Source organism: Streptomyces sp. NPDC051940, assembly GCF_040680895.1.
GTDB lineage: Bacteria > Actinomycetota > Actinomycetes > Streptomycetales > Streptomycetaceae > Streptomyces.
This window is the reverse complement of the sequence record NZ_JBFAXR010000053.1, coordinates 18737-45544: the sequence shown is the minus strand read 5'-3', so window position 1 is coordinate 45544 and position 26808 is coordinate 18737. Positions and strand designations below refer to the sequence as shown.

Here is a 26808-nt window from a genome sequence, read left to right as displayed (position 1 = left end):
CGTGAAGGTGTCGCAGGCTTCATGACGTCCCCCCCCCGAAAAGGTCAGGCCGACATCACATCACGCGGGTCCGACAATCCCCGCGGCGGCGGTCCTCAGCCGACCGCGCAGCCGCCCGCCTCGGCCGCCGGCAGCGGGTCCGGGACGCCGATCTTCGGCAGGCCCAGCATCACGCCCTGCGGCTTCGGGGCCGCGCTGCGCAGCTCCCAGGCGTCGCCCGAGCGGGTGCGGCGCACGGACCTCGCCGGGCCCTCCGCGAGGAGGTGGTGCGGGGCGGCGTAGGTGATCGCCACGGTCACCATGTCGCCGGGGCGGACCGGCTCCTCCGGCTTCGCGAAGTGCACCAGCCGGTTGTCGGGGGCGCGGCCGGACAGGCGCCGCGTGGCGTCGTCCTTGCGGCCCTCGCCCTCGGCGACCATGACCTCGACGACCCGGCCGACCTGCTTCTTGTTCTCCTCCCAGGAGATCTCCTCCTGGAGGGCGACCAACCGGTCGTACCGCTCCTGCACGACGGCCTTCGGGATCTGGCCGTCCATCGTCGCCGCCGGCGTCCCCGGGCGCTTGGAGTACTGGAAGGTGAACGCCTGCGCGAAGCGCGCCTCGCGCACCGTGTGCAGCGTCTGCTGGAAGTCCTCCTCGGTCTCGCCGGGGAAGCCCACGATGATGTCGGTGGAGATCGCGGCGTCCGGCATCGCGGCGCGCACCTTCTCGATGATCCCGAGGAAACGCTCCTGCCGGTACGACCGGCGCATCGCCTTCAGCACCGGGTCCGAACCGGACTGCAGCGGCATGTGCAGCTGCGGCATCACGTTCGGCGTCTCGGCCATCGCCTCGATCACGTCGTCCGTGAAGTCGCGCGGATGCGGCGAGGTGAAACGCACGCGCTCCAGGCCCTCGACGTTCCCGCAGGCCCGCAGCAGCTTGCTGAACGCCTGCCGGTCGCCGATGTCGGAGCCGTAGGCGTTGACGTTCTGACCGAGCAGGGTGATCTCCGAGACACCCTCGGCGACCAGCGCCTCCACCTCGGCGAGGATGTCGCCGGGGCGGCGGTCCTTCTCCTTGCCGCGCAGCGCCGGGACGATGCAGAAGGTGCAGGTGTTGTTGCAGCCGACGGAGATCGACACCCACGCCGCGTACGCCGACTCGCGCCGCGTCGGCAGCGTGGAGGGGAACGCCTCCAGCGACTCGGCGATCTCGACCTGGGCCTCGGCCTGCACCCGCGCCCGCTCCAGGAGCACGGGCAGCTTGCCCACGTTGTGCGTGCCGAAGACGACGTCCACCCACGGCGCCCGCTTCACGATCGTGTCGCGGTCCTTCTGCGCCAGACAGCCGCCCACGGCGATCTGCATGCCCGGGTTGGCGGCCTTCTTCGGGGCCAGCTGGCCGAGATTGCCGTACAGCTTGTTGTCGGCGTTCTCCCGCACCGCGCAGGTGTTGAAGACGACGACGTCCGCGGCCTCGGCGTCCTTGGGCGCGCGGACGTAACCGGCGGCCTCCAGCAGGCCCGCCATCCGCTCGCTGTCGTGGACGTTCATCTGACAGCCGTAGGTCTTGACCGTGTACGTGCGCTGGAGCTGCTCCGACATGCCAGTGATCATCCAAACGGGTCAGGGTTTCCGGAGGCCGGGGTGCCGAGAGGGGCGGACGGCCAAGGCTCCAGTTTACGGCTCTGGCACCGCCTTCCGGTCCCCGGGAACGACGGATCCGGCCCGGCCCGCATTACGATCGCGTGCATGCACCTGTCCCTGCGCCGTCCCGGCCGCCGCCGCGCGATACGTATCGCCGCCGCGGCCGTCCTGGCGCTCGCCCTGCTGGCGTGGTGGCTGCTGCCCCGAGGCGACAGCAGGCCGAGCGGCGACATGACCTTCGCCACAGGGGTGTCCAAGGGCGTCTACGCGCGCTACGGCGGACTGCTCAAGCAGCAGCTGAACCAGGACCTGCCCGATCTCGACGTCCACCTCGTGAACAGCGAGGGGTCCATCGACAACATGGAGAAGGTCGCCACGGGCCAGGCGGACTTCGCCGTCGCCGCCGCGGACGCCGTCGCCGAGTACCGGCTCAAGAAGCGGGAGGGCTGGCGGCAGCTGCGGGCGGTGGCCCGCCTCTACGACGACTACATCCAGCTCGTCGTGCCCGCCGGCTCGGACATCCGCACCGCGCAGGACCTGGCCGGCAAGAACGTCGGCGTGGGGACGGACAAGTCCGGGGTGCAGCTCATCGCCAGCCGTCTGCTGAAGGCCGCCGGACTCGACATGACGACCGACGTGCACGCCGTACGCGAGTCGATCACCACCATGACGGGACTGCTGAAGGACGGCGACATCGACGCCTTCTTCTGGTCGGGCGGACTGCCGACCGCGACGGTGAACACCCTCTCCGAGCAGATGAGCATCCGGCTCGTCCCGCTGAACAACCTCCTGGGCCCGCTGCACGACCAGAGCGCGTACGCCCACTACTACCGCTCCGCCGTGATGTCGCCCGACGCCTATCCGAAGCTCGCGGACAACAAGGCGGTCTCCACGATCGCCGTGGCGAACCTGCTGGTCACCACCACCCGCGCCGATACGGAGCTGACCGAGGCGATCACCCGCGAGGTGATCAGGAGCCGCGACCGGATCGCCGGGGAGGTGCACGCCGCCCAGCTGGTGGACCTGCGCACCGCGATCTTCACCGACCCGCTGGACCTGCACGAGGGCGCGCAGCGGTACTACCGCGACGAGAAGCCGTAGCGGACGAGAAGCCGTAGCGGCGTCCCGGGCGGTCCCTCACCGCAGCCGAGAGTGCACGCCGCGCGGCGGGCTGCCGGCGGCCGCCCGCTGCACGCGGGAGACGTCGTACACGCCCGGCACCCGGCGCATCGCCCGCATCAGCACCGGCAGCCGGGACGGATCACGCAGCTGCAGCGTGTACGTGTGGCGCACGCGCTGTTCGCGCGGCAGCTCGACGTCCGCCGCGACGATCGCCGCGCCCTCCGCCGCGATCGCCTCCGTGAGGTCCGCCAGCAGATGCGCGCGGACGAACGCCTCCGCGTGCAGGGTGACGCGCAGCTCCGACTCGCCCTCACGCCAGGTCACCGTCACCGGCTCACGCCCGGCCGTCGTCATCCGTACGACGGCCGAGCACTGCACGCGGTGGACGGCGACGGCGCCGCCCCGTACCTCGAAACCGGTCACCGCGTCCGGCGGCACCGGTGTACAGCAGCGCGCGAGACGGACGGCGGCGCCGGGGAGGTCGGCGATCGCCGGCTCGGCGGGCTCTGGTCTGTCGGGCTCCGGCGCCACCGGAGCGGCCGACGGGGCGGCGGGCGCCTGCCCGGCCTCCGGGACGGCCGGCGCGGGCGGCTCGAGGTCCGCGGGGTGCGCCGCCAGCCACCGGGTGATGGAGATGCGCGCGCCCGGCGTCTGCGCGTGCTCCAGCCACTCCGGCGACGGCCCGGAGGCGGGCTCCGGCGACTCGGGCTCGGGGGACAGCAGCAGCTGCAGCGTGTCGCCGTCCCGAAGCTCCGTCCCCATGCTCACCAGCCGGCCGTGCACGCGCGCGCCCACGCACGCGTGGGCGTCCTCCCCGTGCGCCGCGTAGGCGGCGTCCACGCACGTGGCGCCCGCCGGCAGCCGCAGCGGCAGGCCGCGGTCGGAGAACACCGTGATCTCCCGGTCGGGCGCCAGATCCTCGCGCAGCGCCGTCCAGAAGGTGTCCGGGTCCGGCGCCGCCCGCTGCCAGTCCAGCAGTCGCGCCAGCCACTCGCCGACCGGACCGCCGTCGCCTCCCGCGCTCCCCACGGCGACGACACCCGTCTCCGCCACCCGGTGCATCCGGTGGGTCCGCACCAGTACCTCCACGACCAGCCCGCGCGACTCGGCGACGGCCGTGTGCAGCGACTGGTAGAGGTTGAACTTCGGTACGGCGATGAAGTCCTTGAACTCCGAGATCACCGGCGTGAAGCAGGTGTGCAGCTCGCCCAGCACGGCGTAGCAGTCGGCGTCCTCCGGTACGAGCACCAGCAGCCGCCCGAAGTCCGCCGCGCTCAGCGCGCCGCGCTTCAGCAGGACCCGGTGCACGGAGACCACGTGCCGGGGGCGGATCAGCACCTCGGCGGAGATGTCCGCCTCGCGCAGCAGCGCGCGCAGCTCCCGCGCCGTGTCCTGGAGCGGATCCGGCTGCGAGCGGTGCGCGACGACCAGCTCGCGGGTGGAGGCGTACTCCTCGGGGTGCAGGATCGCGAAGACCAGATCCTCCAGCTCCGTCTTCAGCGTCTGCACGCCCAGCCGCTCGGCGAGCGGGATGAGCACGTCGCGGGTGACCTTGGCGATGCGGACCTGCTTCTCGCGGCGCATCACGCCCAGCGTGCGCATGTTGTGCAGCCGGTCGGCGAGCTTGATGGCCATCACCCGGACGTCGCTGCCGGTGGCCACCAGCATCTTGCGGAAGGTCTCCGGCTCGGCCGCCGCCCCGTAGTCGACCTTCTCCAGCTTGGTGACGCCGTCGACGAGATAGCAGACCTCCGCGCCGAACTCCTCCTGGACCTGCTCCAGCGTCACGTCGGTGTCCTCGACCGTGTCGTGCAGCAGGGAGGCGGTCAGCGTCGTGGTCTCCGCGCCGAGTTCGGCGAGGATCAGCGTGACGGCGAGCGGATGGGTGATGTACGGCTCGCCGCTCTTGCGCATCTGCCCGCGGTGCGACTCCTCCGCCAGCACATAGGCGCGGGCCAGCACCGACAGGTCCGCGTCCGGGAAGAACGAGCGGTGCGCCTTGGCGACGTGCTCCAGGGCGTCGGGCAGCCGGTCCCGCCCGCCGGTGCCGATCTGCGCCGCGGCCCGGCCCAGCCGTCGCAGGTCGAGGCGGGGGAGCCCGCGTCTGCCGCTACGGGGCGGGGCGGGAGGGGCGGCGTCCGCGCTGGCCTCTGCGCTCAAGGGGGCACCTCCGGCAGTCCGACCGGCGTGTACGGGACCCGTGCGGCGACGACGGCCGCCCGGTTCTCGGGGGCGATGATCCCGGTGCCGGTGATTGATGGTACCGACCTCACCACGCAGCGCGACCGCGCTCTCCCCCAGCCGGGTGGCTATCACCCGTTCGAGGTATGGCGTTCTTGCCTGGGCAGGGTGTTGGGTGCCCCGGACCGATTTCGTACGCCCCCGCGGAAGGCTCCCGTACGGCCCCGCGGTCCGTTCCCGTACGCCGCCCTACAGCCAGCCGGCCGCGGTGGTGCCCTCCGCGACGATCACCGCCGGGCCCGTCATCTCCACAGTGCCGTCCGGGTGTTCGGTGATGACGAGCCGTCCGCCCGGGACGTCGACCGTGTACGTCTCGGGGCGGCCGGTGACCGCCGGGTCGACGCCGTCGCGGCGGGCGGACGCCACCATCACGGCGCACGCGCCCGTGCCACACGAGCGGGTCTCGCCGGAGCCGCGCTCGTGCACGCGCATCGCCACGTGCCGCGGGCCCCGGTCCACGACGAACTCGACGTTCACGCCGTCCGGGTAGGCCGCGGCGGGGGAGTACGCGGGTGCGTCGTACAGCTTCCCGGCGTCCGCCAGATCGGCGACGAAGGCCACGGCGTGCGGGTTGCCCATGTTGACGTTGGCGGCCGGCCAGGAGCGGTCGTCGACCGACACGGTGACCTCGCCGTCCACCAGCCGCGCGGCGCCCATGCGCACCGTGACGTCGCCGTCCTTCGCCAGATGCGCGCGGCGGACCCCGGCGCGGGTGGCGATGGCCAGATCGCCGGCCTCCACGTGGCCCGCGTGCTGCAGATAGCGGGCGAAGACGCGCACGCCGTTGCCGCACATCTCGGCGATTGAACCGTCGCTGTTGCGGTAGTCCATGAACCACTCGGCCTCGCCGGCCAGACGCGCCGCCTCCGGATGCGCGGCCGAGCGCACCACGCGCAGCACTCCGTCCGCGCCGATACCGGCGCGCCGGTCGCACAGGCGGGCGACGTCGGCGGGGGAGAGGTCGATCAGGCCGTCGGGGTCGGGAACGATCACGAAGTCGTTCTCGGTGCCGTGGCCCTTGAGGAAGTGCAGCGGAGCGGAGGTCACGTTCCCGATCGTACGGGGTGCGGTGGACGGCCGACGCGGCCGGTGGGCGTCGCGGAGTGCGGTGGGTGTTCCGGTGAAGGTGAGGCGGTGCGCGTCCCGCTCAAGCGGCGTCCGTTCTACCGCAGCCGCGCGATCCGCCAGATGGCCAGAACGGCCACCACCGCGACCGTCACGGCGTAGAGCAGCACGACCCGCCAGTCCGTCCGCTGTTCCGCGTCCCCTCCGCTCAGCCCGGGCAGCACGTAACCGACCCGGCGGGCGGCCATCAGCGCCCAGCCGCCGGCCGACAGGGAGATGAGCAGCCCGAGCATCGCCACGACCGCCCCGCCGTCCCCGAACTCGAAGGCGAGCGGGAAGGCGAACATCAGGGAGCCGATCACGGCGCAGCCGATGATGGGCGCGAGCTGCCAGAAGCGCAGCAGGCGCGGCGGACGCAGTTCGCGGAAGGACTCCTCACCCACGGTCACCGCGGGATCGGTCTCGTCGAGGGGGGCGTCGTGCAGCAGCTCCGCCGTCTCGTCCGGCAGCGGGCCGGTCGCGCCCAGCGCGTAACCGCCGTCCCGTCCGCCGGGGCCTGGGGAGGGATCCTGACGGCTGTCACGAGGGCCGGCCTCCATCGCCACGTGCCCTCCCAACCTCCGGCGTACCTGCGGAACACTGCTCCGACAGCCGTGCGCGCCCCACGCGGAAGCGTGTATTCGACACGGCTCGATCGCAATCGATGATGGCATGCCGCCGGGCGCCGAAAGGGCCGTCAGAGCGTCCCGATGCCATCACGTGATCAGGCTGTGACCGGTCGTTCGAGGGGCCGGTGCGCGGGAGGCGCGACGTGCCCCTGAGCCGCCCGGAGCAAGGGCCCGCGGCCCGGGGACGATCACGGTCGGTGCCGACCGGAACCATGATCGCGACGGGGCGTCCGCAGCCGTCGTTCGTCTCACCCGAACGGCCCGGAGAGCGGTGCGCCCCTCCCCGTACGACACGAGTCTGGAGCCAGCGCATGGCCTTCGGGGCTGTGCCCGGCGAGGCAGGGAGCCGCTTATGAGTTCCATGGACGTCCCGGCGGACGTACCCAAACAGGCCGTCCGGGCGGCCGTGCACCGTCCTCCGGTCACGCTCACCTGGGTGACGCTGGCCATGATGACGACGGCGTCGGTCGCCAGCCTCCGTGCCGCGCCCACCATGGCCGTGTACGGGCTGGCGTGCGTGTTCCTCTACCTGCTGCCGGCGGTCGTGTTCCTGCTGCCGACCGCCCTGGTGTCGGCGGAGCTGGCCTCCGGCTGGTCGGGCGGCGTGTACCGGTGGGTCAGCGAGGGCCTGTCGAAGCCCCTCGGCTTCCTCGCCGTGTGGTGCCAGTTCGCGATGACGATCTTCTACTACCCGAGCCTCCTGGCGTTCGTGGCGAGCACCATCGCGTACATCATCGATCCGTCCCTGGCCTCCAACGGCGTCTACACCGCGATCGTGATCATGGTGCTGTACTGGACGGGCGTCTGGGTCTCCTCCCGCGGCACCGAGGCGCTCGCCGGGCTCTCCAAGTGGGGCCTGATCATCGGCACCCTCATCCCCGGCACCCTGCTGGTGGTCCTGGGCATGATCTTCCTCGGCCAGGGCAACCCGTCCGCCGCGCCGATGGACAGCTCCCATCTGCTGCCGCAGTGGACCGGTCTGGCCAGCCTGGTGCTGATCGTGAACAACTTCCTGTCGTACTCCGGCATGGAGATGAACGCGGTCCACGTCTCCTCGCTGAAGGAGCCCGCCAAGGAGTTCCCCAAGGCGATGTTCCTGGCCGTGGGCATGGTGCTGCTGATCTTCATCCTGCCCGCGCTGGCGATCAGCTGGGTGGTCCCGGCCAGCCAGCTCAGCCTGACGGCCGGTGTGATGCAGGCGTTCGACGCCTTCTTCAAGTACTTCCACATCGGCTGGCTCACCCCGATCGCCGCCGTCGCCCTGATCTCCGCCTCGCTGGGCGGCATGCTCACCTGGCTGGCCGGCCCGTCCAAGGGCCTGCTGGAGATCTCCCGCAGCGAGGGCTACCTGCCGCCGTTCCTGCAGAAGCTCAACAAGTACGGGATCCAGCAGAACATCCTCGTCACGCAGGGCATCGTCACCTCGGTGATCGCCCTGGGATACGCGCTGATCCCCGACGTCTCCAGCGTCTACTGGATCTTCTCGACCATCACCACGCAGGTGTATCTGATCGTCTACCTGCTGATGTTCATGGCGGCCATGCGGCTGCGGAAGAACAAGCCCGACCATCCGCGCGGCTACCGCACCCCCGCCCTCGGGCTGGTGTGCGTCGTCGGCCTGCTGTCCTCGCTGGCGGCGCTGTGCATCGGGTTCGTACCGCCCTCGCAGTTCGGCGGCAACAGCGTGCTGCAGTACGTCGTCATCGTCGGCGGCGGCCTGGTGATCCTGGGTCTGCTCATCCCCTGGCTGTTCCTGAAGTTCAGGAAGCCGAGCTGGCAGACCGAGGCCGCACGGGAAGAGGAGGCCACGTCATGAGCCCCACCCGCTTCGCCTCCGAGCACAAGTGGATCTACATCGGCGCCATCGTGATGCTGGTCGTCATCGCCGTCATCGGCCTCATCCAGTACGAGAGCGTGAAGACCACCAACGAGGCCACGAAGAAGGCGAACCAGCTCGCCGACGCGGCCGAGGCCGCCGGCTACCCCCGCCCCGACGCCGCGGCCATCGCCCGCACACTCGGCACGGACGGCGGCCCCGTGTGCGACGACCCGGCGAGCGCGCTGGAGTCCGGGCTGTGGAAGGTCAACCTCTCCAACGGCGCCACGGGCCCCGGCCAGCGGCCGGTCATCTCCGACACCCAGGTCGTACGGGCCGAGGCGAAGGTGCTGGAGATCTACTGCCCCGACAAGCTCTCCAAGATCCAGGACCGGATCGACGACCTGAAGACGGACGACACGGTACGGCGCTGAGTCTCCTGGCGCTCCGGCCGGAAGGTCTGGAGGTTCTGGAAGAAGAAGCCCCCGGCGGGGTCATCCCGCCGGGGGCTTCTTCTTCGGGGGTTCCGTGGGGACCGCGTCACGCGTGGGCGGCCTGCGGCGCCTTCCGCTGCACGAACTGCGTGGTCAGCGTGGCGATCACCGACGAGATGACGATGAGGGGCATCTGGTTGTACGCGTCCGGCCCCGTCAGCAGGACGCTGAGGACCGCGCTCGTCAGCGGCAGACCGGTGACCGTCGCCGTGGCCGCCGTCATACCGACCGCGAGCGCGGGGGTCGCGCCGAACCCGGGCAGCCCCGAGCACGCGATGGCCGCCGCCGCCCCGATGAGCACCGCGGGGAAGATGGGACCGCCGCGCAGACTGCCCAGGCAGATGCCCCAGGCCAGGCCCTTGCAGGCCACGAGGGCGACGAGGGCGGCCACGGACCAGGCGTGCGGATCGGCGGCCAGCTTGCCGAGCATCGTCTGGCCGGACAGCGCCGCCTCCTCCGGCGACCGGTCGGTGAGCAGGGCGTACGCCGTGAGGCAGCCGCCGACGGCGACGGCGCACAGGACGGTCCGTACCGCTGTCTGCTGCTTCGTCCACGCCACGGTGCGGTGCCCGAGGGTGCGGCAGGCCGACACGACGACTGCGATGAGGACGGCCACCGGCAGACCCCACAGGAAGTCCCCCGCGTCGGGATTGACATTGGGGGGAACCTCGGGGAGCTGCAGGGCGCCGATCGACAGACCCGTCCACTCGCCGAAACCGGTGAAGACCAGCGCACCGGCCGCGCTGGCGGCCAGACAGGGCAGGACCAGGGCGACGAGCTGCGCGCTGCCGAGCCCGGCGGCCTCGATCACCATGACGGCGGCCGCCACCGGACCGCCCAGGATCGTGGAGATCGCCGCGGTGGAACCGGCGGTGGCCAGGACGGCGCCCGCCCGCGGTTCGGGCTCGGCGCGCAGCGTCCGCAGCGCGAGCAGGGCCAGCCCGCTGCCCACCGCCATCAGCGGTGCCTCCGGCCCCAGCACCACGCCGAGCGGGAGCGTGGCCAGCGCGGCGAGCACCACGCCCGGCAGCGCGTCCGGCCCGACGGGCGGGCCGCCGAGCCCGAAGACGGGCACATGGCCGCCGCTCCCGGGCATACGGGTCACGATCGGCGCCATGATCAGCCCGGCCAGCAGCAGCGCGGGCAGCGGCCACCACCAGGGCGCGCGGTCGAAGCCGGCCGCTTCCGGAAGCGACTCCCAGACCCAGTGCTGCAGGGAGTGTTGGAGGCTGACGAAGAAGAAGCAGGCCAGGGCGATGGGCACGCCGAGCAGGAGGGAGAACAGCAGCAGGCGCAGATAGCCCCGGTTGAGGAGGAGTTCGCGCAGGGTGGGGGAGGGCCGTGCCTCCGCTGGGGCGGTCATGGGCGTCCGCGGCGGATGTCGTTGTCGGCCATGGCCACATCCAACGGGCGGACGTGGCGCGACGCATGCCGGGGAGGGCGAACGGGTGGGGCGGCGGCGCGGTGCGGACAGGGCCGTCGGCCGTCGGTTCCTACGCCGTGAGCTGCCCGCTGGGGGCGTTACGTCGTGGGCCTCAGGCCGTGGCCGCCCGCTCCAGCAGCTCGGACGCGCGTGACTCCAGGAGGTCGCGGTCCTGTGCGGCGCCGCTCAGCCAGTGCACCCGCGGATCCCGCCGGAACCACGAATCCTGACGGCGGGCGAAGCGCTTGGTCGCGCGTACGGTCTCGGCGCGCGCCTCCTCCTCCGTGCACTCGCCCGCCAGGAACGCCAGCACCTGCTGGTAGCCGAGGGCGCGCGAGGCGGTGCGCCCGTCGCGCAGCCCCTCCGCCTCCAGCCGGCGGACCTCGTCGACCAGGCCCGCCTCCCACATCCGGTCCACCCGCAGGGCGATCCGCTCGTCCAGCTCGGGACGGGGGACGTCGACGCCGATCTGCAGGGTGTCGTAGACCGACTCGTGCCCGGGCAGGTTCGCCGTGAACGGCCGGCCGGTGATCTCGATCACCTCCAGCGCGCGGACGACCCGCCGTCCGTTGCTCGGCAGGATCGCCGCCGCCGCGGCCGGGTCCGCCTCCGCCAGCCGCCGGTGCAGCGCCCCGGAGCCCAGCTCCGCCAGCTCCGCCTCCAGCGCCGCCCGTACGGCCGGGTCGGTGCCGGGGAACTCCAGCGCGTCGACGGCCCCGCGGACGTACAGCCCGGAGCCGCCCACCAGCACCGGCGTACGGCCCTCGGCCAGCAGCCGGTCGATCACCCCGCGGGCCAGGCGCTGGTACTCGGCGACGCTCGCGGTCTCGGTGATGTCCCACACGTCCAGCAGATGGTGCGGGACGCCCTGCCGCTCGGCGGGGGTCAGCTTGGCGGTGCCGATGTCCATCCCCTGGTAGAGCTGCATCGAGTCGGTGTTGACGACTTCGCCGCCGAACCGGCGGGCGAGGGCGACGCCCAGATCGGACTTGCCGGTGGCGGTGGCGCCGACGACGGCGACGACCTGGGGGCGGTGCGGCTTGGTGTTCACGGAGATCAGTCTCCCAAACACCGGGGCCGCCCCTCGAACGAGCGACGTGACGTGCCGTCGGCGGCGTCGTTGGCCGTTGCGAGGTTCCGGCCGCCGGTTGCTGGACCGACATGCCGGGGCGGCGCAATGAGACGCTCCGGGCGGTCCGGGATTTCGCCCACACGAGTCAGTTATGGAGTAGATATGGGCGTTTTGGCCAAGCTGCTTGGTCGCAAGGGTGAGCCGTCGAGCGACGCCGCCGCGGCCGCGGAGCCGGTTGTGGAGGCCGCCGGGTCGGCGGAGGCCGCCGGGTCCGCGGAGGCGGCCCGGGTTGCGGAGCCGGCTCGGGAGCCCGCCGGCGAGCCGGCCGCCGAAGCGGCGGAGTCTGCTGCCGAGGGTGGCGCGGAGGAGGCCGTCGCCGGGGTCGGGGCGGAGGCCGGGGGCGCGGAATCGGCGGAGCCCGCGGTGGTCGAGGCCGCCGAGATCCCCAAGCAGCAGTCCGCGGGCGAGGCCGCGGACAGCGGGGCGGGCGAGGACGTCCGCGGCTAGCTTCTCCGGCGCGACGCCCGTTGCCGGACGGCGGCGCGGGCGACGCGCCGCCCTCGCGTCCGGCTTGACACCAAAATCGAACATCCATTCAGATGGTGTCTCCGGCCCCGTGTTTCCAGGGGGCGGCACAGCCGCTCTCCTTCAGTTTTCCACAGGCCGGCGCGACGTCTCGGCGGATTGTCAGTGGTACCCGCTAGCGTCGTGGACGTGAAGCGATCGACTCAGACATCCCGGGTGGAGCCCATGGCAGCGACCGACCGCGAGAAGGCCCTTGACGCCGCTCTCGCCCAGATTGAACGGCAATTCGGCAAGGGCGCCGTGATGCGCCTCGGTGAGCGGCCCAACGAGCCCGTCGAGGTGATCTCCACCGGGTCGACCGCTCTCGACGTCGCCCTCGGCGTCGGCGGCCTCCCGCGCGGCCGTGTGGTGGAGGTGTACGGACCGGAGTCCTCCGGCAAGACGACCCTCACGCTGCACGCCGTCGCCAACGCCCAGCGGGCCGGCGGCCAGGTGGCCTTCGTGGACGCCGAGCACGCCCTCGACCCCGAGTACGCCAAGAAGCTCGGCGTCGACATCGACAACCTGATCCTCTCCCAGCCCGACAACGGCGAGCAGGCGCTCGAGATCGTCGACATGCTGGTCCGCTCCGGCGCCCTCGACCTCATCGTCATCGACTCCGTCGCGGCGCTCGTCCCGCGCGCGGAGATCGAGGGCGAGATGGGCGACTCGCACGTGGGTCTGCAGGCCCGGCTGATGAGCCAGGCGCTGCGGAAGATCACCAGTGCGCTGAACCAGTCCAAGACCACGGCGATCTTCATCAACCAGCTCCGCGAGAAGATCGGTGTGATGTTCGGCTCCCCCGAGACCACCACGGGTGGCCGGGCGCTGAAGTTCTACGCCTCGGTGCGACTGGACATCCGCCGCATCGAGACCCTGAAGGACGGCACGGACGCGGTCGGCAACCGCACCCGCGTCAAGGTCGTCAAGAACAAGGTCGCCCCGCCCTTCAAGCAGGCCGAGTTCGACATCCTCTACGGCCAGGGCATCAGCCGCGAGGGCGGTCTGATCGACATGGGCGTGGAGCACGGCTTCGTGCGCAAGGCCGGCGCCTGGTACACGTACGAGGGCGACCAGCTCGGCCAGGGCAAGGAGAACGCCCGCAACTTCCTCAAGGACAACCCCGACCTCGCCAACGAGATCGAGAAGAAGATCCTGGAGAAGCTGGGCATCGGCGTCCGTCCCGAGGCCGCCGCCGAGGGCGAGTCCGCCGCGGACGCCGCCACTCCGTCCGCGGCCGCGGACGACAAGGCGGCGGACAAGAAGACCGTCCCGGCCCCCGCCAAGACCACGGCGAAGGCCGCCAAGGCCACCGCCAAGGCCTGAGTCGGTGACCCGCCGTACGGAGTGGGTCCCGCAGACGGCTGACGACGCGGCCCTCCTCCCGACGAGCGGCGAGGGCGAGGAGGAGGGCGTCCGTCCGGCCGGCTCGCGCCGTTCGTCGCGGACCGGCCGGGGGCGGAACGGACGGGAGCGGGGCGGGCTGGACCCGAACGGGCGGGAGCAGGGCGGGCGGGAGCGCGCCCCCTCCGGGCCGCCGGCCGACCCCGCCGAGCGGGCGCGGGCGATCTGCCTGCGTCTGCTCACGGGGACGCCCCGGACGCGTAAGCAGCTCGCCGACGCGCTGGCCAAACGGGAGATCCCCCGGGAGGTGGCGGACGAGGTGCTCTCCCGTTTCGAGGAGGTGGGCCTCATCGACGACGCCGCGTTCGCCTCGGCCTGGGTGGAGTCCCGCCACCACGGCCGCGGGCTGGCCCGGCGCGCACTGGCCGGGGAGCTGCGGACCAAGGGCGTGGACCCCGCGCTGATCAGCGAGGCGGTGGCGCGGCTCGACTCCGACCAGGAGCTCGAGACGGCCCGTGAGCTGGTCGCCCGCAAACTCCGCGCCACCCGCGGCCTGGACCGCGACAAACGCCTCCGCCGCCTCGCCGGCATGCTCGCCCGTAAGGGCTACAACGAGGGCCTGGCCCTGCGGGTGGTGCGCGAGGCGCTGGAGGCCGAGGGGGAGGACACGGACGAGCTGGGGGAGTGGGACTGAGACCCCACGGCGAGGGGCGGGACCGCCACCGGCCCCGCCCCAGCCGTACGGATCATGCCCTGGGCTGAACGCATCCCGCGCTCGTACGGATCACGCCCGATCCCCGGCGTACCCCACCCTCGCTCGTGTGGGTCAGCCCGAGACCTGGTCGAAGACGCCCTTGGCCTCCTGGCCCAGATGCGGGCCGGCCAGCCAGACCTGGTTGAGGGCGCCGATCGAGGTGACGGAGACCAGCGCCGGCCCGCCGTCACGCTCGGCGAACCAGCCGCCGCCCGAGGAGCCCGCGGTCATCGAGCAGCCCATGCGGTACATCGTGGGCTGGTCCGGGTCGATCGACAGCCGGCCCGGGTCGCCCGCGCAGGAGAAGATCCGCTGCCCGTCGTAGGGCGGCGCCTCCGGATAGCCCATCGCCGTGACGTCCACCGCGTCGGCCACCTTCGGAGCGTCGAACCACACCGGCACGGCCGCCTTGGTCGTCTCCTCCAGCGACGCCGCCCCGCCGTCCTCCGGCTTCACCCGCAGCATCGCGAAGTCGTACGGCGCCCCGGCGCCGCCCTCCGCCTGGCCCTGCGCGATCCACTCGTCGGTCGTCCGTGCCTGGTCCGCCCACCACACGCCCAGCGGCGCCAGCTCGTCGCGCGGCGCGTTCTCCAGCTGGTCCGCCGGCTTGCCGGCGTCGTTGTAGGAGGGGACGAACGCCACGTTGCGGTACCAGCCGCCGGTCTTGCCGGCGTGCACGCAGTGTCCTGCCGTCGCCACCAGGTTCGACTTACCCGGGTTCGCCGGATCGGCGACCACCGTGCCGGAGCACACCATCGACCCCTCCGGCCCGTCGAAGAACACCTTCCCCACGGGCGAGGCGTTCTCCCGGTACGGCGCGTCGATCTCCGTGGCCTCCACCCGCTGCGGCTCCGGGTCCGTCACCCCCTGCTCGTCCCCGGTGTCCGCCGGCACCTGCTCCTCCGGCGGCTGGTCCGCGTCGCGCATCCGCTCCGGGCCCCACAGGTCCTCGATGACCGGGTTGATGAAGTCCTCGGCCTCGCGCAGCCAGTCGTCCTGGTCCCAGTTCTTCCAGGCGCCGTTCTTCCACTCGTCGAGGTTGATCCCGAGGCCCTCGAGCGACGACTCCAGATCGCTCGGCAGCTCCAGGTCATCCAGCCCGCCCGGCGCGCTCGGCTTCGCGTCGGCCGTCTTTCCGTCGTCCCCGGAGCACCCCGCGCCGGTCAGCGCCAGCGCCGTGACCAGCGCACACACGGCGGCGGCGCGCCGTGCGACACCCGCATGCCGGACCAGCGGCGCGCCGGCTCGGCGGTTCCGTGTAACGGGCATGACTCGAACTCCCCCACATGTCTGAATACTTCGAACGCCCGGACCCTACTGGTGGGGCCAAGCCGCCACCATGCCGGTGCAGTTGGGGACGGCCCGGCGGGGCTCGCGGTTCCGTTCCGCCCGCAGGCCGCCGGAAGGATCTTCAGACTGCCCGTGCTCCCCCGCCGCTCCTGTCGTTGATACGTACGGGGGAAGACCCGGCCCCCCGTACCCGAACGGAGGGGAGCGCCGTGCTCGCAGCAGACCGCGAGGCCATCCTGCGCCGCCAGGCCACGCGCGAATCGACCGCACGCACGTACGCGCGCTCACTGCCGATCGTGCCCGTCCGCGCCCGCGGTCTGACGATCGAGGGCGCCGACGGCCGGCGCTATCTCGACTGCCTCTCCGGCGCCGGAAGCCTCGCCCTCGGACACAACCACCCCGTCGTGCTGGAGGCCATCCGCTCCGTCCTCGACTCCGGCGCCCCGCTGCACGTCCTCGATCTGGCGACGCCGGTCAAGGACGACTTCACCACCGAGCTGTTCGACACCCTGCCCGCGGGCCTCGCCGACCGCGCCCGCGTGCAGTTCTGCGGTCCGGCCGGCACCGACGCCGTCGAGGCCGCGCTCAAGCTCACCCGCACCGCCACGGGCCGCGGCGGCGTGCTCGCCTTCTCCGGCGCGTACCACGGCATGACCGCGGGCGCCCTCGGCGTCGGCGGCAGCTCCGGCCCGCCGGCCTCGGACGCCGGCGTGACCCGGCTGCCCTACCCGTACGACTACCGCTGCCCCTTCGGCACCGGCGGGGAGGAGGGCGCGGACCTCGCCGCCCGCTACACCGAGAACCTCCTCGCCGACCCCAAGGGCGGCGTGGAGCCGGCCGCCGCGATGATCGTCGAACCCGTGCAGGGCGAGGGCGGCGTCATCCCCGCGCCCGACAGCTGGCTGCGCCGGATGCGCCGCCTCACCGAACAGCGCGGCATCCCCCTGATCGCCGACGAGGTGCAGACCGGGGTCGGCCGCACCGGCACGTTCTGGGCCGTCGAGCACAGCGGGATCGTCCCCGACGTGATGGTCCTGTCCAAGGCCATCGGCGGCAGCCTCCCGCTGGCCGTCGTCGTGTACGACCAGGACCTCGACCTGTGGCCGCAGGGCGCCCACGCCGGCACCTTCCGCGGCAACCAGCTCGCGATGGCCGCCGGCGCCGCCACCCTCCGCTACGTACGGGAGAACGAACTCCCCGCCCGCGCCGCCCGCCTCGGCGAGCGGATGACGGCCGCCCTGCGCACCCTGGCCGGCGAACACCCCTGCATCGGCGACGTCCGCGGGCGCGGCCTCATGATCGGCATAGAGCTCGTCGACCCCACCGCCGGCGACGCCCCGCACCCGCCCGCCCCCGTGCTCGCCGCCGCCGTCCAGCGCGCCTGCCTGGACCGCGGCCTGATCGTCGAACTCGGCGGCCGGCACGAGAGCGTCGTACGCCTGCTGCCGCCCCTGACCATCACCGAGGAGCAGACCGAGGCCGTCCTGGACCGCCTGGCCGACGCCCTCGCCGCGGCCGAGCGCGGCCGGCCGCGGGGCAGGCGGCCCAGCCTGTCCGTGCTCCTGGGCGGCGCGGGCCGCCACTGAGACCGCGCGCCCGCCCGCTCCATTCCATACGCCCCCGTTCGAGGACCCGTTGTGAACGCAAGCCCCGCCGACGACGACGCCGCCACCGCACGCCCTCCCGTCCGCCGCCGGCTCGCCCGGCTGATCGAGCCCGCCGTACCCCGCCAGTACCGCCGCGGCGAGACCGGCCCCGCCGCGGCCGACCCCGTCGAGGACCCGGACCCCCGCGCCGCCGCCGAGGCCGCCACCACCGAGAGCCTGCTGCGCTGCTGGGTCCGCGAGAACGCGGTGGAGCGCCCCGAGAACGACACCCTGCGCGTCCTCCTCCCCGCCAGCGGCGCCGCGCTGCGCGTCCCCGTCCGCTACTGGTCCCCGACCGGCCACCACCGCTTCGGCCGCCCCGTGCTGCACGGCGCGCCCAAGGACGCCCCGCCGCTGGACTCCGTCACCCTCGCCGCCCTGCTCGGCCGCGAGGCGGCGTACGCGGCGGGCGGCGAGTGCATCGACCGCGACGGCTCCGAACTCGTCGGCCGGGTCGCCGACTCCGCCCGCCGCACGGCGGCCTTCCTGGCCCGTACGCCGGAGGAGACCTCCCCGGTCCGATTCCTCACCGCCGAGCAGTCCCTCGTCCTCGGCCACCCGCTGCACCCCACCCCCAAGAGCCGCGAGGGCCTCTCCGACGCCGAAGCCGCCGCCTACTCCCCGGAGCTGCGCGGCTCCTTCCCCCTGCACTGGTACGCGGTGAACCCCGCCGTCCTCGCCGCCGACTCGTACTGGACGCACGGCGGCAGGACCGTCACCGCCGCCGCCCTCGCCCTCGAACTCGCCGGCGACGGCCTGCCGCTGCCCGCCGGCCATATCCCGCTGCCCCTGCACCCCTGGCAGGCCCGCGAACTCCAGGCGCGGCCCGAGGTCGTACGCCTCATGGACGCCGGACTGCTGCGCGACCTCGGCCCGTACGGCGAGCCCTGGCACCCCACCTCGTCGGTGCGCACCGTCCTGCGCCCCGGCGCGCCCGCCATGCTCAAGCTGTCCCTGGGGCTGCGCATCACCAACTCCCGCCGGGAGAACCTCCGCAAGGAACTCCACCGGGGCGTCGAGGTCCACCGGCTGCTGCGCTCCGGGCTCGCCAAGGGCTGGGCGGCGGCCTTCCCCGGCGGCGTCGGGTTCGACATCGTGCGCGATCCCGCGTGGCTCGCCGTGGACACCGAGGACGGAGCGCCCGTCCAGGGCCTCGACGTCGTCATCCGGCACCAGCCGTTCGCCGACACCGACGACGTGCTGTGCATCGCCGCCCTCACCGCCCGCCGCCCCACCGCCGGCAACCACGGCATGCGGTCCCGGCTGGAGGAGGTCATCGGGCGGCTCGCCGAGGCGACCGGGCAGTCCGCCGCGGCCGTGTCCGCCGAGTGGTTCCTGCGCTACCTCGAAGCCGTCGTCCGCCCCGTGCTGTGGCTCGACGCCGAGGCGGGCGTGGCCCTGGAGGCCCACCAGCAGAACACCCTCGTCGTCCTGGACGGCGACGGCTGGCCCGTCGGCGGCCGCTACCGCGACAACCAGGGTTACTACTTCCGTGAGTCCCGCCGCGAGGACCTCGACCGCCGCCTGCCCGGGATCGGCGGGGCCAGCGACACGTTCGTCCCCGACGACGTCACCGACGAGCGCTTCGCGTACTACCTCGGCATCAACAACGTACTCGGCCTCATCGGCGCGTTCGGGGCCGCCGGGCTCGCCCCCGAGCCCATGCTGCTCGCCGCCTTCCGCCGCTTCCTCACCGACCTCACCGACGGGCCGGCGCGGCTCGCCACCCCGCTGCCGGCGCGGCTGCTGGAGCCGCGGACGCTGCGCTGCAAGGCCAATCTGCTCACCCGGCTGCACGGGCTCGACGAACTGGTCGGCCCCGTCGACACCCAGTCCGTGTACGTGACCATCCCCAACCCGCTCGCCCCCTGAGAGGAAGCCGGCCGTGGCCGACGACGACACGCTGGTCCTGCGGCTCCCCTTACCGCGCCCCGCCCCGGACGACCTGGAGCCGCTCCCGGTCCCCGACTGGAAGCCGGCCGACACCGCGGCCGGCCACTTCCGCCTCGAACCGGTGGCCCCGGACCGTGATCTGCCGCTCCTGCACCACTGGATGAACGACCCGGCCGTGGACGCCTTCTGGAGCCTCGCGGGCCCGGCGTCCCGCGTCGCGGCCCACCTGCGGGCCCAGGCCGGTACGCCGAGCGTCCCCTGCCTCGGCCTGCTCGACGGCCGGCCCATGAGCTACTGGGAGCTCTACCGCGCGGACCGCGACCCCCTCGCCGCGTACTACCCGGTCCGCCGCCACGACATGGGCGTCCACCTGCTGATCGGCTCCGCCGCGGACCGCGGGCGCGGCGTGGGCTCCGCGCTGCTGCGCGCGGTCTCGGACCTGGTCTTCGACCACCACCCGCGCTGCGACCGCGTCGTCGCGGAACCCGATCTGCGCAACACGCCGTCCATCGCGGCCTTCCTCAACGCGGGCTTCCACTTCCACGGCGAGCTCACCCTGCCGGACAAACGGGCCGCGCTGATGGTGCGGGAACGCTCCCTGCGGCATTGGTGAGCGCAGGCGCACAGACCACCAACTACCCTGTGACGAACCGCTCACGGACCGTGACGTCGGTCACTGTCAGTGGTCCGACGTAGGGTGTGGGGCCATGGGAGACGACAGCCCGGGCAGGCCGGGGATTGACGAGCTGCTGCACGCCGCCGTGACCGCGGTGGGCGGTGTGGAGCGGCCCGGCCAGGCCGCCATGGCCAAGGCGGTGCGGGACGCGATCGAGGGCGATTCGCATCTGCTGGTGCAGGCGGGGACGGGTACGGGCAAGTCCCTCGGTTACCTCGTGCCCGCGCTCGCCAGCGGCGACCGGGTCGTGATCGCCACCGCGACGCTCGCACTGCAGCGCCAGCTCGTCGAGCGCGACCTGCCCCGCACGGTCGAGGCGCTGCACCCGCTGCTGCGCCGCAAGCCCGAGTTCGCGATGCTCAAGGGCCGGTCGAACTACCTCTGCCTGCACCGGGTGCACGAGGGCGTGCCGCAGGAGGAAGAGGAGGGCCTCTTCGACCAGTTCGAGGCGCACGCCCCCACGAGCAAGCTCGGCAAGGACCTGCTGCGCCTGCGCGACTGGGCCGACGAGACGGAGACCGGCGACCGCGACTCCCTCACGCCCGGCGTCTCCGACCGGGCCTGGTCCCAGGTGTCGGTGTCCGCCCGCGAATGTCTCGGCGCCTCCCGCTGCGCCTACGGCGCGGAGTGCTTCGCCGAGGCCGCCCGCGAGCGGGCCAAGCTGGCCGAGGTGATCGTCACCAACCACGCCCTGCTGGCCATCGACGCGCTGGAGGGCGCCCCCGTCCTCCCCAGCCACGAGGTGCTGATCGTCGACGAGGCCCACGAGCTGGTGTCCCGGGTGACGGGCGTGGCGACGGGCGAGCTCACCCCCGGCCGGGTGAACCGCGCGGTGAAGCTCGCCGCGAAGCTCGTCAACGAGAAGGCCGCCGACGATCTGCTGAGCGCCGGCGACAACTTCGAGCGCCTGATGGAGCTGGCCCTCCCCGGCCGGCTGGAGCCCGTGCCCGACGACCTCGACCACGCGCTGCGGATGCTCCGCGACTCCTGCCGCACGGTGATCACCGCGCTCGGCTCCACGCGCGACAAGAACGTCGCCGACGAGGACGCCGTCCGCAAACTCGCCCTGGCCTCCGTGGAGAACGTGCACGAGGTCGCCGAGCGGATCACCCACGGCTCGGAGTACGACGTGGTGTGGTTCGAGCGGCACGACCGCTACGGGGCGTCGCTGCGCGTGGCGCCGCTGTCCGTGTCGGGCCTGGTCCGCGAGAAGGTCTTCAACGACCGCTCCGTGGTCCTCACCTCCGCCACCCTGAAGCTCGGCGGCGACTTCAACGGGGTGGGCGCCTCGCTGGGCCTGCCCCCGGAGGGCACCGAGGAGGAGGACGCCCCGTCCTGGCAGGGCCTCGACGTCGGCTCCCCGTTCGACTACCCCAAGCAGGGCATCCTCTACGTCGCCCGGCACCTCGCCCCGCCGGGCCGGGACAGCAGCCGCGGCGACATGCTGGACGAGCTGGCCGAGCTCGTGGAGGCGGCCGGCGGCCGCACCCTCGGCCTGTTCTCCTCGATGCGGGCCGCGCAGACCGCCGCCGAGGAGCTGCGCGGCAGGCTCGACCTGCCGATCCTGCTGCAGGGGGAGGAGACCCTCGGCGAGCTGATCGCCCGCTTCGCGGACGATCCGCGCACCTGTCTGTTCGGCACCCTGTCGCTGTGGCAGGGCGTCGACGTCCCCGGGGCCGGCTGCCAGCTCGTGGTGATGGACCGCGTCCCGTTCCCGCGGCCCGACGACCCGCTGACCAAGGCCCGCGGCGACGCCGTCGACAAGGCCGGCGGCAACGGCTTCATGGCCGTCTCCGCGACCCACGCCGCGCTGCTCATGGCCCAGGGCGCCGGCCGGCTCATCCGCGCCGCCGGCGACCGGGGCGTGGTGGCCGTACTCGATCCGCGGCTGGCCACCGCCCGGTACGGGAGCTTCCTGCGGGCGTCGATGCCCGGGTTCTGGTACACCACCGACCGCAACCAGGCGCGCAGGTCGCTGGCGGCGATCGACGCGGCGGCGAAGCAGTCGGAGGGCTGAAATACGTCGGATCTCTGATGTCGAAAGGGTGGTGCCGCACGCGCAATTGCCAGCAGAATGTGGGGCCGTTGGGCTGATACAACCGATCTCTGGGACGGGACTACGGTTTTGGCTACCTCATTCGATCCGCAGCGACGCGACATCCTGAAACTGGGCGGGGCCCTCGGCCTCGCCTCCCTCATGGGCGGCGCGGCCGTGGGCGGCGCCACCGCACACGCCGCCACCGCACAGGCCGCCACGGCCGGGCGTATGCCCGACCTCTCCGCCACCTCTCTGCGCTACCTCGCCCCTGCCACCGACTGGCAGTCGCAGGCCCTGCCCATCGGCAACGGCCGCCTGGGCGCGATGCTGTTCGCCGGCCCCGACGAGGACCGGATCCAGTTCAACGAGCAGAGCCTGTGGGGCGGCGTCAACAACTACGACAACGCCCTCGCGGGCCAGCCGGACGACGCCTTCGACACGAGCATGACAGGCTTCGGCTCGTACCGGAACTTCGGCGACCTCGCGGTCACCTTCGTGCCCCGCCCGAAGGTGACCGCCCCCGGCGGCCCGTACCAGACCTCCTCCACGGAGGGGCTGGACAAGTCGTACGACGGGAGCGCGCAGACCAAGTGGTGCATCGTGGGGCCCGGCGCCACGGTGCAGTGGCAGGCCGCGCTGCCCGAGCCGGCGGTCGTCGGCACCTACCGGCTGACCAGCGCCAACGACGTACCGGACCGGGACCCGCAGCAGTGGACGTTCGCCGGCTCCGACGACGGCGCCGCGTGGGTGACGCTCGACAGCCGGACCCTGTCCGGGCCCTTCGAGAGCCGCTTCCTGACCAAGGAGTTCAGCTGCGGCAACACCACGGCGTACCGCTACTACCGCTTCACCTTCGTGCCCAAGGCGGGGATCAGCCACTTCCAGGTCGCCGAGATCGCCCTCGCCGGCGTCGACCTCGACCCGGACTCCCAGCAGCACGTCACCGGCTACGAGCGGGCCCTCGATCTCACCACCGGCGTCCATGTCACACGCTTCGGGCTGCCCGGCGGGCAGGTCCTGCGCGAGGCGTTCGCCAGCCGCACCGCAGACGTCCTGGTCCTGCGCTACTCCACGGACGGCGCCGAGGGCCTCTCCGGGGCGCTGTCCCTGACCTCCGCCCAGGACGGCGCCCCGACGACCGCCCAGACGTCCGACGGCTCACCGCGGCTGAGCTTCGCCGGCGCCATGGGCAACGGTCTGAAGCACGCCTGCACGGTGCGGGTCGTGGCGGCCGACGGCGAGGTCCGCGCCGACGGCGCCGGGCTGAGCTTCAGCCGCTGTACGACGCTCACGCTGCTCCTCGACGCCCGCACGGACTACAAGCTGGACGCGGCCGCCGGCTGGCGCGGCGAGGACCCCGCGCCGGTGGTGGCGCGCACGCTCGCGGCGGCGGCCGGCCGGTCGTACGCCTCGCTCCTCGACGAGCACACGGCCACGATGCAGGCCCTCATCGGCCGCGTCACGGTCGACTGGGGCACCAGCGACAAGTCGGTCCAGGCCCTGCCCACGGACACCCGGCTGACCCGGTACGCGGCGGGCGGTCAGGACCCGAGCCTGGAGCAGACGATGTTCCACTACGGGCGCTATCTGCTGATCAGCTCCTCCCGGCCGGACGGACTGCCGGCCAATCTGCAGGGCCTGTGGAACAACAGCAACCAGCCGCCGTGGGCCTCGGACTACCACACCAACATCAACGTCCAGATGAACTACTGGGCCGCCGAGACCACCGACCTGCCGGAGAGCCACGAGGCGCTGGTCAGGTTCGTCCAGCAGGTGGCGGTGCCGAGCCGGGTCGCCACCCGCAACGCCTTCGGCGCGGACACCCGCGGCTGGACCGCGCGGACCAGCCAGAGCGTGTTCGGCGGCAACGCCTGGGAGTGGAACACCGTCGCCAGCGCCTGGTACGCCCAGCATCTCTACGAGCACTGGGCCTTCACCCAGGACAAGGGCTATCTGCGTACGGTCGCCTACCCGATGATCAAGGAGATCTGCCAGTTCTGGGAGGACCGGCTGAAGGAGCGCGCGGACGGGCTGCTCGTCGCGCCGGACGGCTGGTCGCCGGAGCACGGTCCGCGCGAGGACGGCGTGATGTACGACCAGCAGATCATCTGGGACCTGTTCCAGAACTATCTCGACTGCGAGCGGGCCCTGGAGGCCGATCCCGCGTACGCCGCGATGATCGCCGACATGCAGGCGCGGCTGGCACCCAACAAGATCGGCCGCTGGGGGCAGCTCCAGGAGTGGCAGGAGGACATCGACGACCCCGCCGACATCCACCGGCACACCTCGCACCTCTTCGCGGTCTACCCGGGCCGGCAGATCACCCCGGACACCCCGGAGTTCGCGGCGGCGGCGCTCGTGTCGCTGAAGGCGCGGTGCGGTGAGAAGGAGGGCGTACCGTTCACGGCCGCCACCGTGTCCGGGGACAGCCGGCGCTCGTGGACCTGGCCCTGGCGGGCGGCACTCTTCGCCCGGCTCGGCGACGGGTTCCGCGCGGGCGTCATGCTGCGGGGCCTGCTGACGTACAACACGCTGCCGAACCTGTTCTGCAACCACCCGCCCTTCCAGATGGACGGGAACTTCGGCATACCGGCGGCGCTGGCCGAGATGCTGCTGCAGAGCCACGACGGGACCATCGATCTGCTCCCCGCCGTGCCCGACGCGTGGAAGGCGCGCGGCTCCTTCACCGGGCTGCGGGCGCGCGGCGGCTACGAGGTCAGCTGCGAGTGGCGGGACGGGGTGGTCACGTCGTACCGCGTGGTGGCCGACCGTGCGCCGGACTCGGGGCATGTCACGGTCCGGGTGAACGGGCGGGAGGCGAAGGTCAAGCCGCTCAAGGCGTGAGCGTGTGACGGCGGGCGCCGAGAGCGCGTGACGGCATCGGCCGTGAGCGTGTGACGGCAGTGGCACAGCTGACGGGCGCCATCGGCGCCCGTCACGTGTCTCCCGGGGCGGGCCGGACGGCTCAGACCCGCCGCAGCACCGCCACGACCTTGCCCAGGATCGTCGCCTCGTCGCCGGGGATCGGCTGGTACGCGGCGTTGTGGGGGAGCAGCCAGACATGGCCGTCCTCGCGCTTGAACCGCTTGACCGTCGCCTCGCCGTCCAGCATCGCGGCCACGATGTCGCCGTTCTCGGCCACCGGCTGGCGGCGCACGGCCACCCAGTCGCCGTCGCAGATCGCGGCCTCGATCATGGAGTCACCCACGACCTTCAGCACGAACAGCTCACCGTCGCCGACCAGCTGCCGCGGCAGCGGGAAGACGTCCTCGACCGACTCCTCCGCCAGGATCGGCCCACCGGCGGCGATCCGGCCGACCAGCGGCACGTACGACGCGGCCGGCTTGCCCGCGGTGTCCGTCGGCTGCACCGTCGGTGTGTCCGAGCCGCGCACCTCGTACGCCCGGGGGCGGTGCGGGTCGCGGCGCAGGAAGCCCTTCCGCTCCAGGGCCATCAGCTGGTGGGCCACCGACGACGTGGAGGACAGGCCCACGGCCTGCCCGATCTCCCGCATCGACGGCGGGTAGCCGCGGCGCTGCACGGAGTCGCGGATCACCTCGATGACCCGCCGCTGGCGGTCGGTGAGCCCCGAGCTGTCCGCCCGGATGCCGGGTGGACGGCCGGGGAGCGAGCGCTTGGGAGGTCGGTCCTGGCTGTTCTCGTCACTCATGGGATGCTGCGCCTGCCGATCGAGTGCCTGGGCGGCGATGGTCACTGCGCTCGCCGTGGCAGTGGTGTCTGCTGTCGTGGTCACGTCGGCCCCTCTCGATGTGGTTCTCCCTGGTTGGACAACGGTAGTTGGTTTCGAAAGGTTGCGCCAAACACACGTTCGAGTGAAAAATTACGGTTTGGCTGACGCGATCAAACGACGGGGTGTAAAACGGCTCGCTTCGGGCTGAATGAGGAGCGCGGTGGGTGCTGCCCGGTCCGCGTAGTCTGCCATCCTCCGCCCCCGCCCGACACCCGCGGGCACCCCTCCCGTAGGCTCTTCCGGTCCGCGCCGCACCCCCTGCGCGGGGTCTCCCGGTCCGCGCGACCGCGTTCCGGTTGCGCGCGACGGCCCCCGTGGTGACGCTCCGGCGCCGTCACGGGCGCCACTCCGGTTGCGCTTTCGGGGGTCCGCCGAGGCCCCTCCGGAGGCCGTCGGCGGCGACACGCCGCCTGACACGCCATCCGTCGAAAATGGCGACCGGACCCCAGATCTAGTGGTTAGATTGCGGACGCAGCCCACAAGTTGTGGTCCCCCCTCCAAAGAGGAGATGGGCATCCCATATGCTTGTGGCCGTCCCGGAGGGCCTCAACCGCCCACCCGGGCACACAGTCATGCATGTGCGACAGAAGGAGGGTGGGACCAGTGCACTGCCCCTTCTGCAGGCACCCCGACAGCCGCGTGGTCGACAGCCGCACCACCGACGACGGCACCTCCATCCGGCGCCGCCGCCAGTGCCCCGACTGCTCCCGCCGCTTCACCACGGTGGAAACCGCCTCGCTCATGGTGATCAAGCGCAGCGGCGTCACCGAGCCCTTCAGCCGGGACAAGGTCATCGCCGGCGTCCGCAAGGCATGCCAGGGCCGGCCCGTCACCGAGGACGCCCTCGCCCAGCTCGGGCAGCGCGTCGAGGAGGCCGTCCGCGCCACCGGCTGCGCCGAGCTCTCCACCCACGACGTGGGACTGGCCATACTCGGCCCGCTCCAGGAGCTCGACGTCGTCGCCTATCTGCGCTTCGCCTCGGTCTACCGGGCGTTCGACACGCTCGAGGACTTCGAGATCGCCATCGCCGAACTCCGGACGGCGGTCCCCGGACCCGAGGGGCCCGGCACGGACCCCCTCGACGACCGGCCCCCGGTCGAGGGCGCCCCCGCCGGCGCCGAAGGACCGGGCCACGGCCCGGACATCCCCGCGCCGGCCACCGCCGGATAACGCGCGACGCCCGCCCCGCACGGCGGGCCCCAGAACGGCCGAGGCGCCTCACCCGCGCCCGGCAGCACCCGTACACAGACGTACAAACACGCATAAACAGACCGACACAGTGCCCGGGAAGAAGAGGGCGCATCAGGACGTTTACGTCCTAAG

20 protein-coding genes are annotated in these 26808 nt (G+C 72.6%); 12 read left to right on the top strand and 8 right to left on the bottom strand.

The window, feature by feature from the left end; all coding sequences use genetic code 11:
* Window positions 1-95: 95 nt before the first annotated feature.
* A complete protein-coding gene (gene miaB, locus AB0M28_RS21315) occupies window positions 96-1586 on the bottom strand; it encodes a tRNA (N6-isopentenyl adenosine(37)-C2)-methylthiotransferase MiaB (protein WP_365406990.1) in 1491 nt (496 codons plus the stop codon).
* A gap of 147 nt (window positions 1587-1733) precedes the next feature.
* Here miaB and AB0M28_RS21310 point away from each other — a divergent pair, with 147 nt between their 5' ends.
* The gene (locus tag AB0M28_RS21310; protein ID WP_365406987.1) at window positions 1734-2729 is read left to right on the top strand and encodes a TAXI family TRAP transporter solute-binding subunit; all 996 of its coding nucleotides are present in this window, start codon (window positions 1734-1736) and stop codon (window positions 2727-2729) included.
* Between the two features lie 36 nt (window positions 2730-2765).
* Here the strand turns inward: AB0M28_RS21310 and AB0M28_RS21305 are convergent, their stop codons facing one another.
* The 3 genes from AB0M28_RS21305 to AB0M28_RS21295 form a co-directional block, all read right to left on the bottom strand.
* Window positions 2766-4910, bottom strand: coding sequence for an HD domain-containing protein (locus AB0M28_RS21305; protein WP_365406984.1), 2145 nt, complete (start codon window positions 4908-4910; stop codon window positions 2766-2768).
* 270 nt (window positions 4911-5180) lie between these two features.
* A complete protein-coding gene (gene dapF / locus AB0M28_RS21300) occupies window positions 5181-6038 on the bottom strand; it encodes a diaminopimelate epimerase (protein WP_365406981.1) in 858 nt (285 codons plus the stop codon).
* Between the two features lie 116 nt (window positions 6039-6154).
* Window positions 6155-6655: a hypothetical protein gene (locus AB0M28_RS21295; protein WP_365407016.1), complete on the bottom strand. Its 501-nt coding sequence runs from the start codon at window positions 6653-6655 to the stop codon at window positions 6155-6157.
* A 421-nt stretch (window positions 6656-7076) separates the two neighbouring features.
* On the opposite strand from AB0M28_RS21295, the gene AB0M28_RS21290 reads away from it, so the two are divergent.
* Together AB0M28_RS21290 and AB0M28_RS21285 are read left to right on the top strand one after the other, a co-directional pair.
* Window positions 7077-8540, top strand: coding sequence for an APC family permease (locus AB0M28_RS21290; RefSeq protein WP_365406978.1), 1464 nt, complete (start codon window positions 7077-7079; stop codon window positions 8538-8540).
* The gene (locus tag AB0M28_RS21285) at window positions 8537-8974 is read left to right on the top strand and encodes a hypothetical protein (protein WP_365406975.1); all 438 of its coding nucleotides are present in this window, start codon (window positions 8537-8539) and stop codon (window positions 8972-8974) included. Before AB0M28_RS21290 ends, AB0M28_RS21285 begins: the two co-directional genes overlap by 4 nt.
* Window positions 8975-9080: 106 nt before the next feature.
* On the opposite strand, the gene AB0M28_RS21280 is transcribed toward AB0M28_RS21285, so the two are convergent.
* Window positions 9081-10397, bottom strand: a complete 1317-nt coding sequence (locus tag AB0M28_RS21280; RefSeq protein WP_365406973.1) for a chloride channel protein — start codon at window positions 10395-10397, stop codon at window positions 9081-9083.
* Window positions 10398-10569: 172 nt separating this feature from the next.
* Window positions 10570-11508 carry a tRNA (adenosine(37)-N6)-dimethylallyltransferase MiaA gene (gene miaA, locus AB0M28_RS21275; protein WP_365406970.1) on the bottom strand — a complete coding sequence of 313 codons (939 nt, stop codon included), beginning with the start codon at window positions 11506-11508 and terminating at the stop codon, window positions 10570-10572.
* 183 nt (window positions 11509-11691) lie between these two features.
* On the opposite strand from miaA, the gene AB0M28_RS21270 reads away from it, so the two are divergent.
* The 3 genes from AB0M28_RS21270 (at window position 11692) to recX (ending at window position 14131) form a co-directional block, all read left to right on the top strand.
* Window positions 11692-12036, top strand: coding sequence for a hypothetical protein (locus AB0M28_RS21270; protein ID WP_365406967.1), 345 nt, complete (start codon window positions 11692-11694; stop codon window positions 12034-12036).
* Window positions 12037-12279: 243 nt separating this feature from the next.
* A complete protein-coding gene (gene recA / locus AB0M28_RS21265; protein ID WP_365406964.1) occupies window positions 12280-13419 on the top strand; it encodes a recombinase RecA in 1140 nt (379 codons plus the stop codon).
* Window positions 13420-13423: 4 nt separating this feature from the next.
* On the top strand, window positions 13424-14131 hold the full coding sequence (gene recX / locus AB0M28_RS21260; protein WP_365406961.1) for a recombination regulator RecX: 708 nt from the start codon (window positions 13424-13426) through the stop codon (window positions 14129-14131).
* A 132-nt stretch (window positions 14132-14263) separates the two neighbouring features.
* On the opposite strand, the gene AB0M28_RS21255 is transcribed toward recX, so the two are convergent.
* Complete coding sequence (locus AB0M28_RS21255) at window positions 14264-15460, bottom strand: hypothetical protein (RefSeq protein ID WP_365406958.1); 1197 nt, start codon at window positions 15458-15460, stop codon at window positions 14264-14266.
* A 230-nt stretch (window positions 15461-15690) separates the two neighbouring features.
* Here AB0M28_RS21255 and AB0M28_RS21250 point away from each other — a divergent pair, with 230 nt between their 5' ends.
* The 5 genes from AB0M28_RS21250 (at window position 15691) to AB0M28_RS21230 (ending at window position 24578) form a co-directional block, all read left to right on the top strand.
* Complete coding sequence (locus AB0M28_RS21250) at window positions 15691-17067, top strand: diaminobutyrate--2-oxoglutarate transaminase family protein (RefSeq protein ID WP_365406955.1); 1377 nt, start codon at window positions 15691-15693, stop codon at window positions 17065-17067.
* 51 nt (window positions 17068-17118) lie between these two features.
* Window positions 17119-18999 carry an IucA/IucC family protein gene (locus tag AB0M28_RS21245; protein ID WP_365406952.1) on the top strand — a complete coding sequence of 627 codons (1881 nt, stop codon included), beginning with the start codon at window positions 17119-17121 and terminating at the stop codon, window positions 18997-18999.
* Between the two features lie 13 nt (window positions 19000-19012).
* Window positions 19013-19633, top strand: coding sequence for a GNAT family N-acetyltransferase (locus AB0M28_RS21240; protein ID WP_365406949.1), 621 nt, complete (start codon window positions 19013-19015; stop codon window positions 19631-19633).
* Window positions 19634-19727: 94 nt separating this feature from the next.
* On the top strand, window positions 19728-21713 hold the full coding sequence (locus AB0M28_RS21235) for an ATP-dependent DNA helicase (RefSeq protein ID WP_365406946.1): 1986 nt from the start codon (window positions 19728-19730) through the stop codon (window positions 21711-21713).
* A gap of 108 nt (window positions 21714-21821) precedes the next feature.
* Entirely contained in the window at window positions 21822-24578 is a 2757-nt protein-coding gene (locus AB0M28_RS21230; RefSeq protein ID WP_365406943.1) for a glycoside hydrolase N-terminal domain-containing protein, read from the top strand.
* A gap of 121 nt (window positions 24579-24699) precedes the next feature.
* Here the strand turns inward: AB0M28_RS21230 and lexA are convergent, their stop codons facing one another.
* A complete protein-coding gene (gene lexA, locus AB0M28_RS21225) occupies window positions 24700-25488 on the bottom strand; it encodes a transcriptional repressor LexA (RefSeq protein ID WP_365406940.1) in 789 nt (262 codons plus the stop codon).
* A gap of 600 nt (window positions 25489-26088) precedes the next feature.
* Between lexA and nrdR the strand changes: the two genes are divergently transcribed.
* Window positions 26089-26655: a transcriptional regulator NrdR gene (gene nrdR, locus AB0M28_RS21220; RefSeq protein WP_365406937.1), complete on the top strand. Its 567-nt coding sequence runs from the start codon at window positions 26089-26091 to the stop codon at window positions 26653-26655.
* The last annotated feature ends 153 nt before the right edge of the window (window positions 26656-26808 follow it).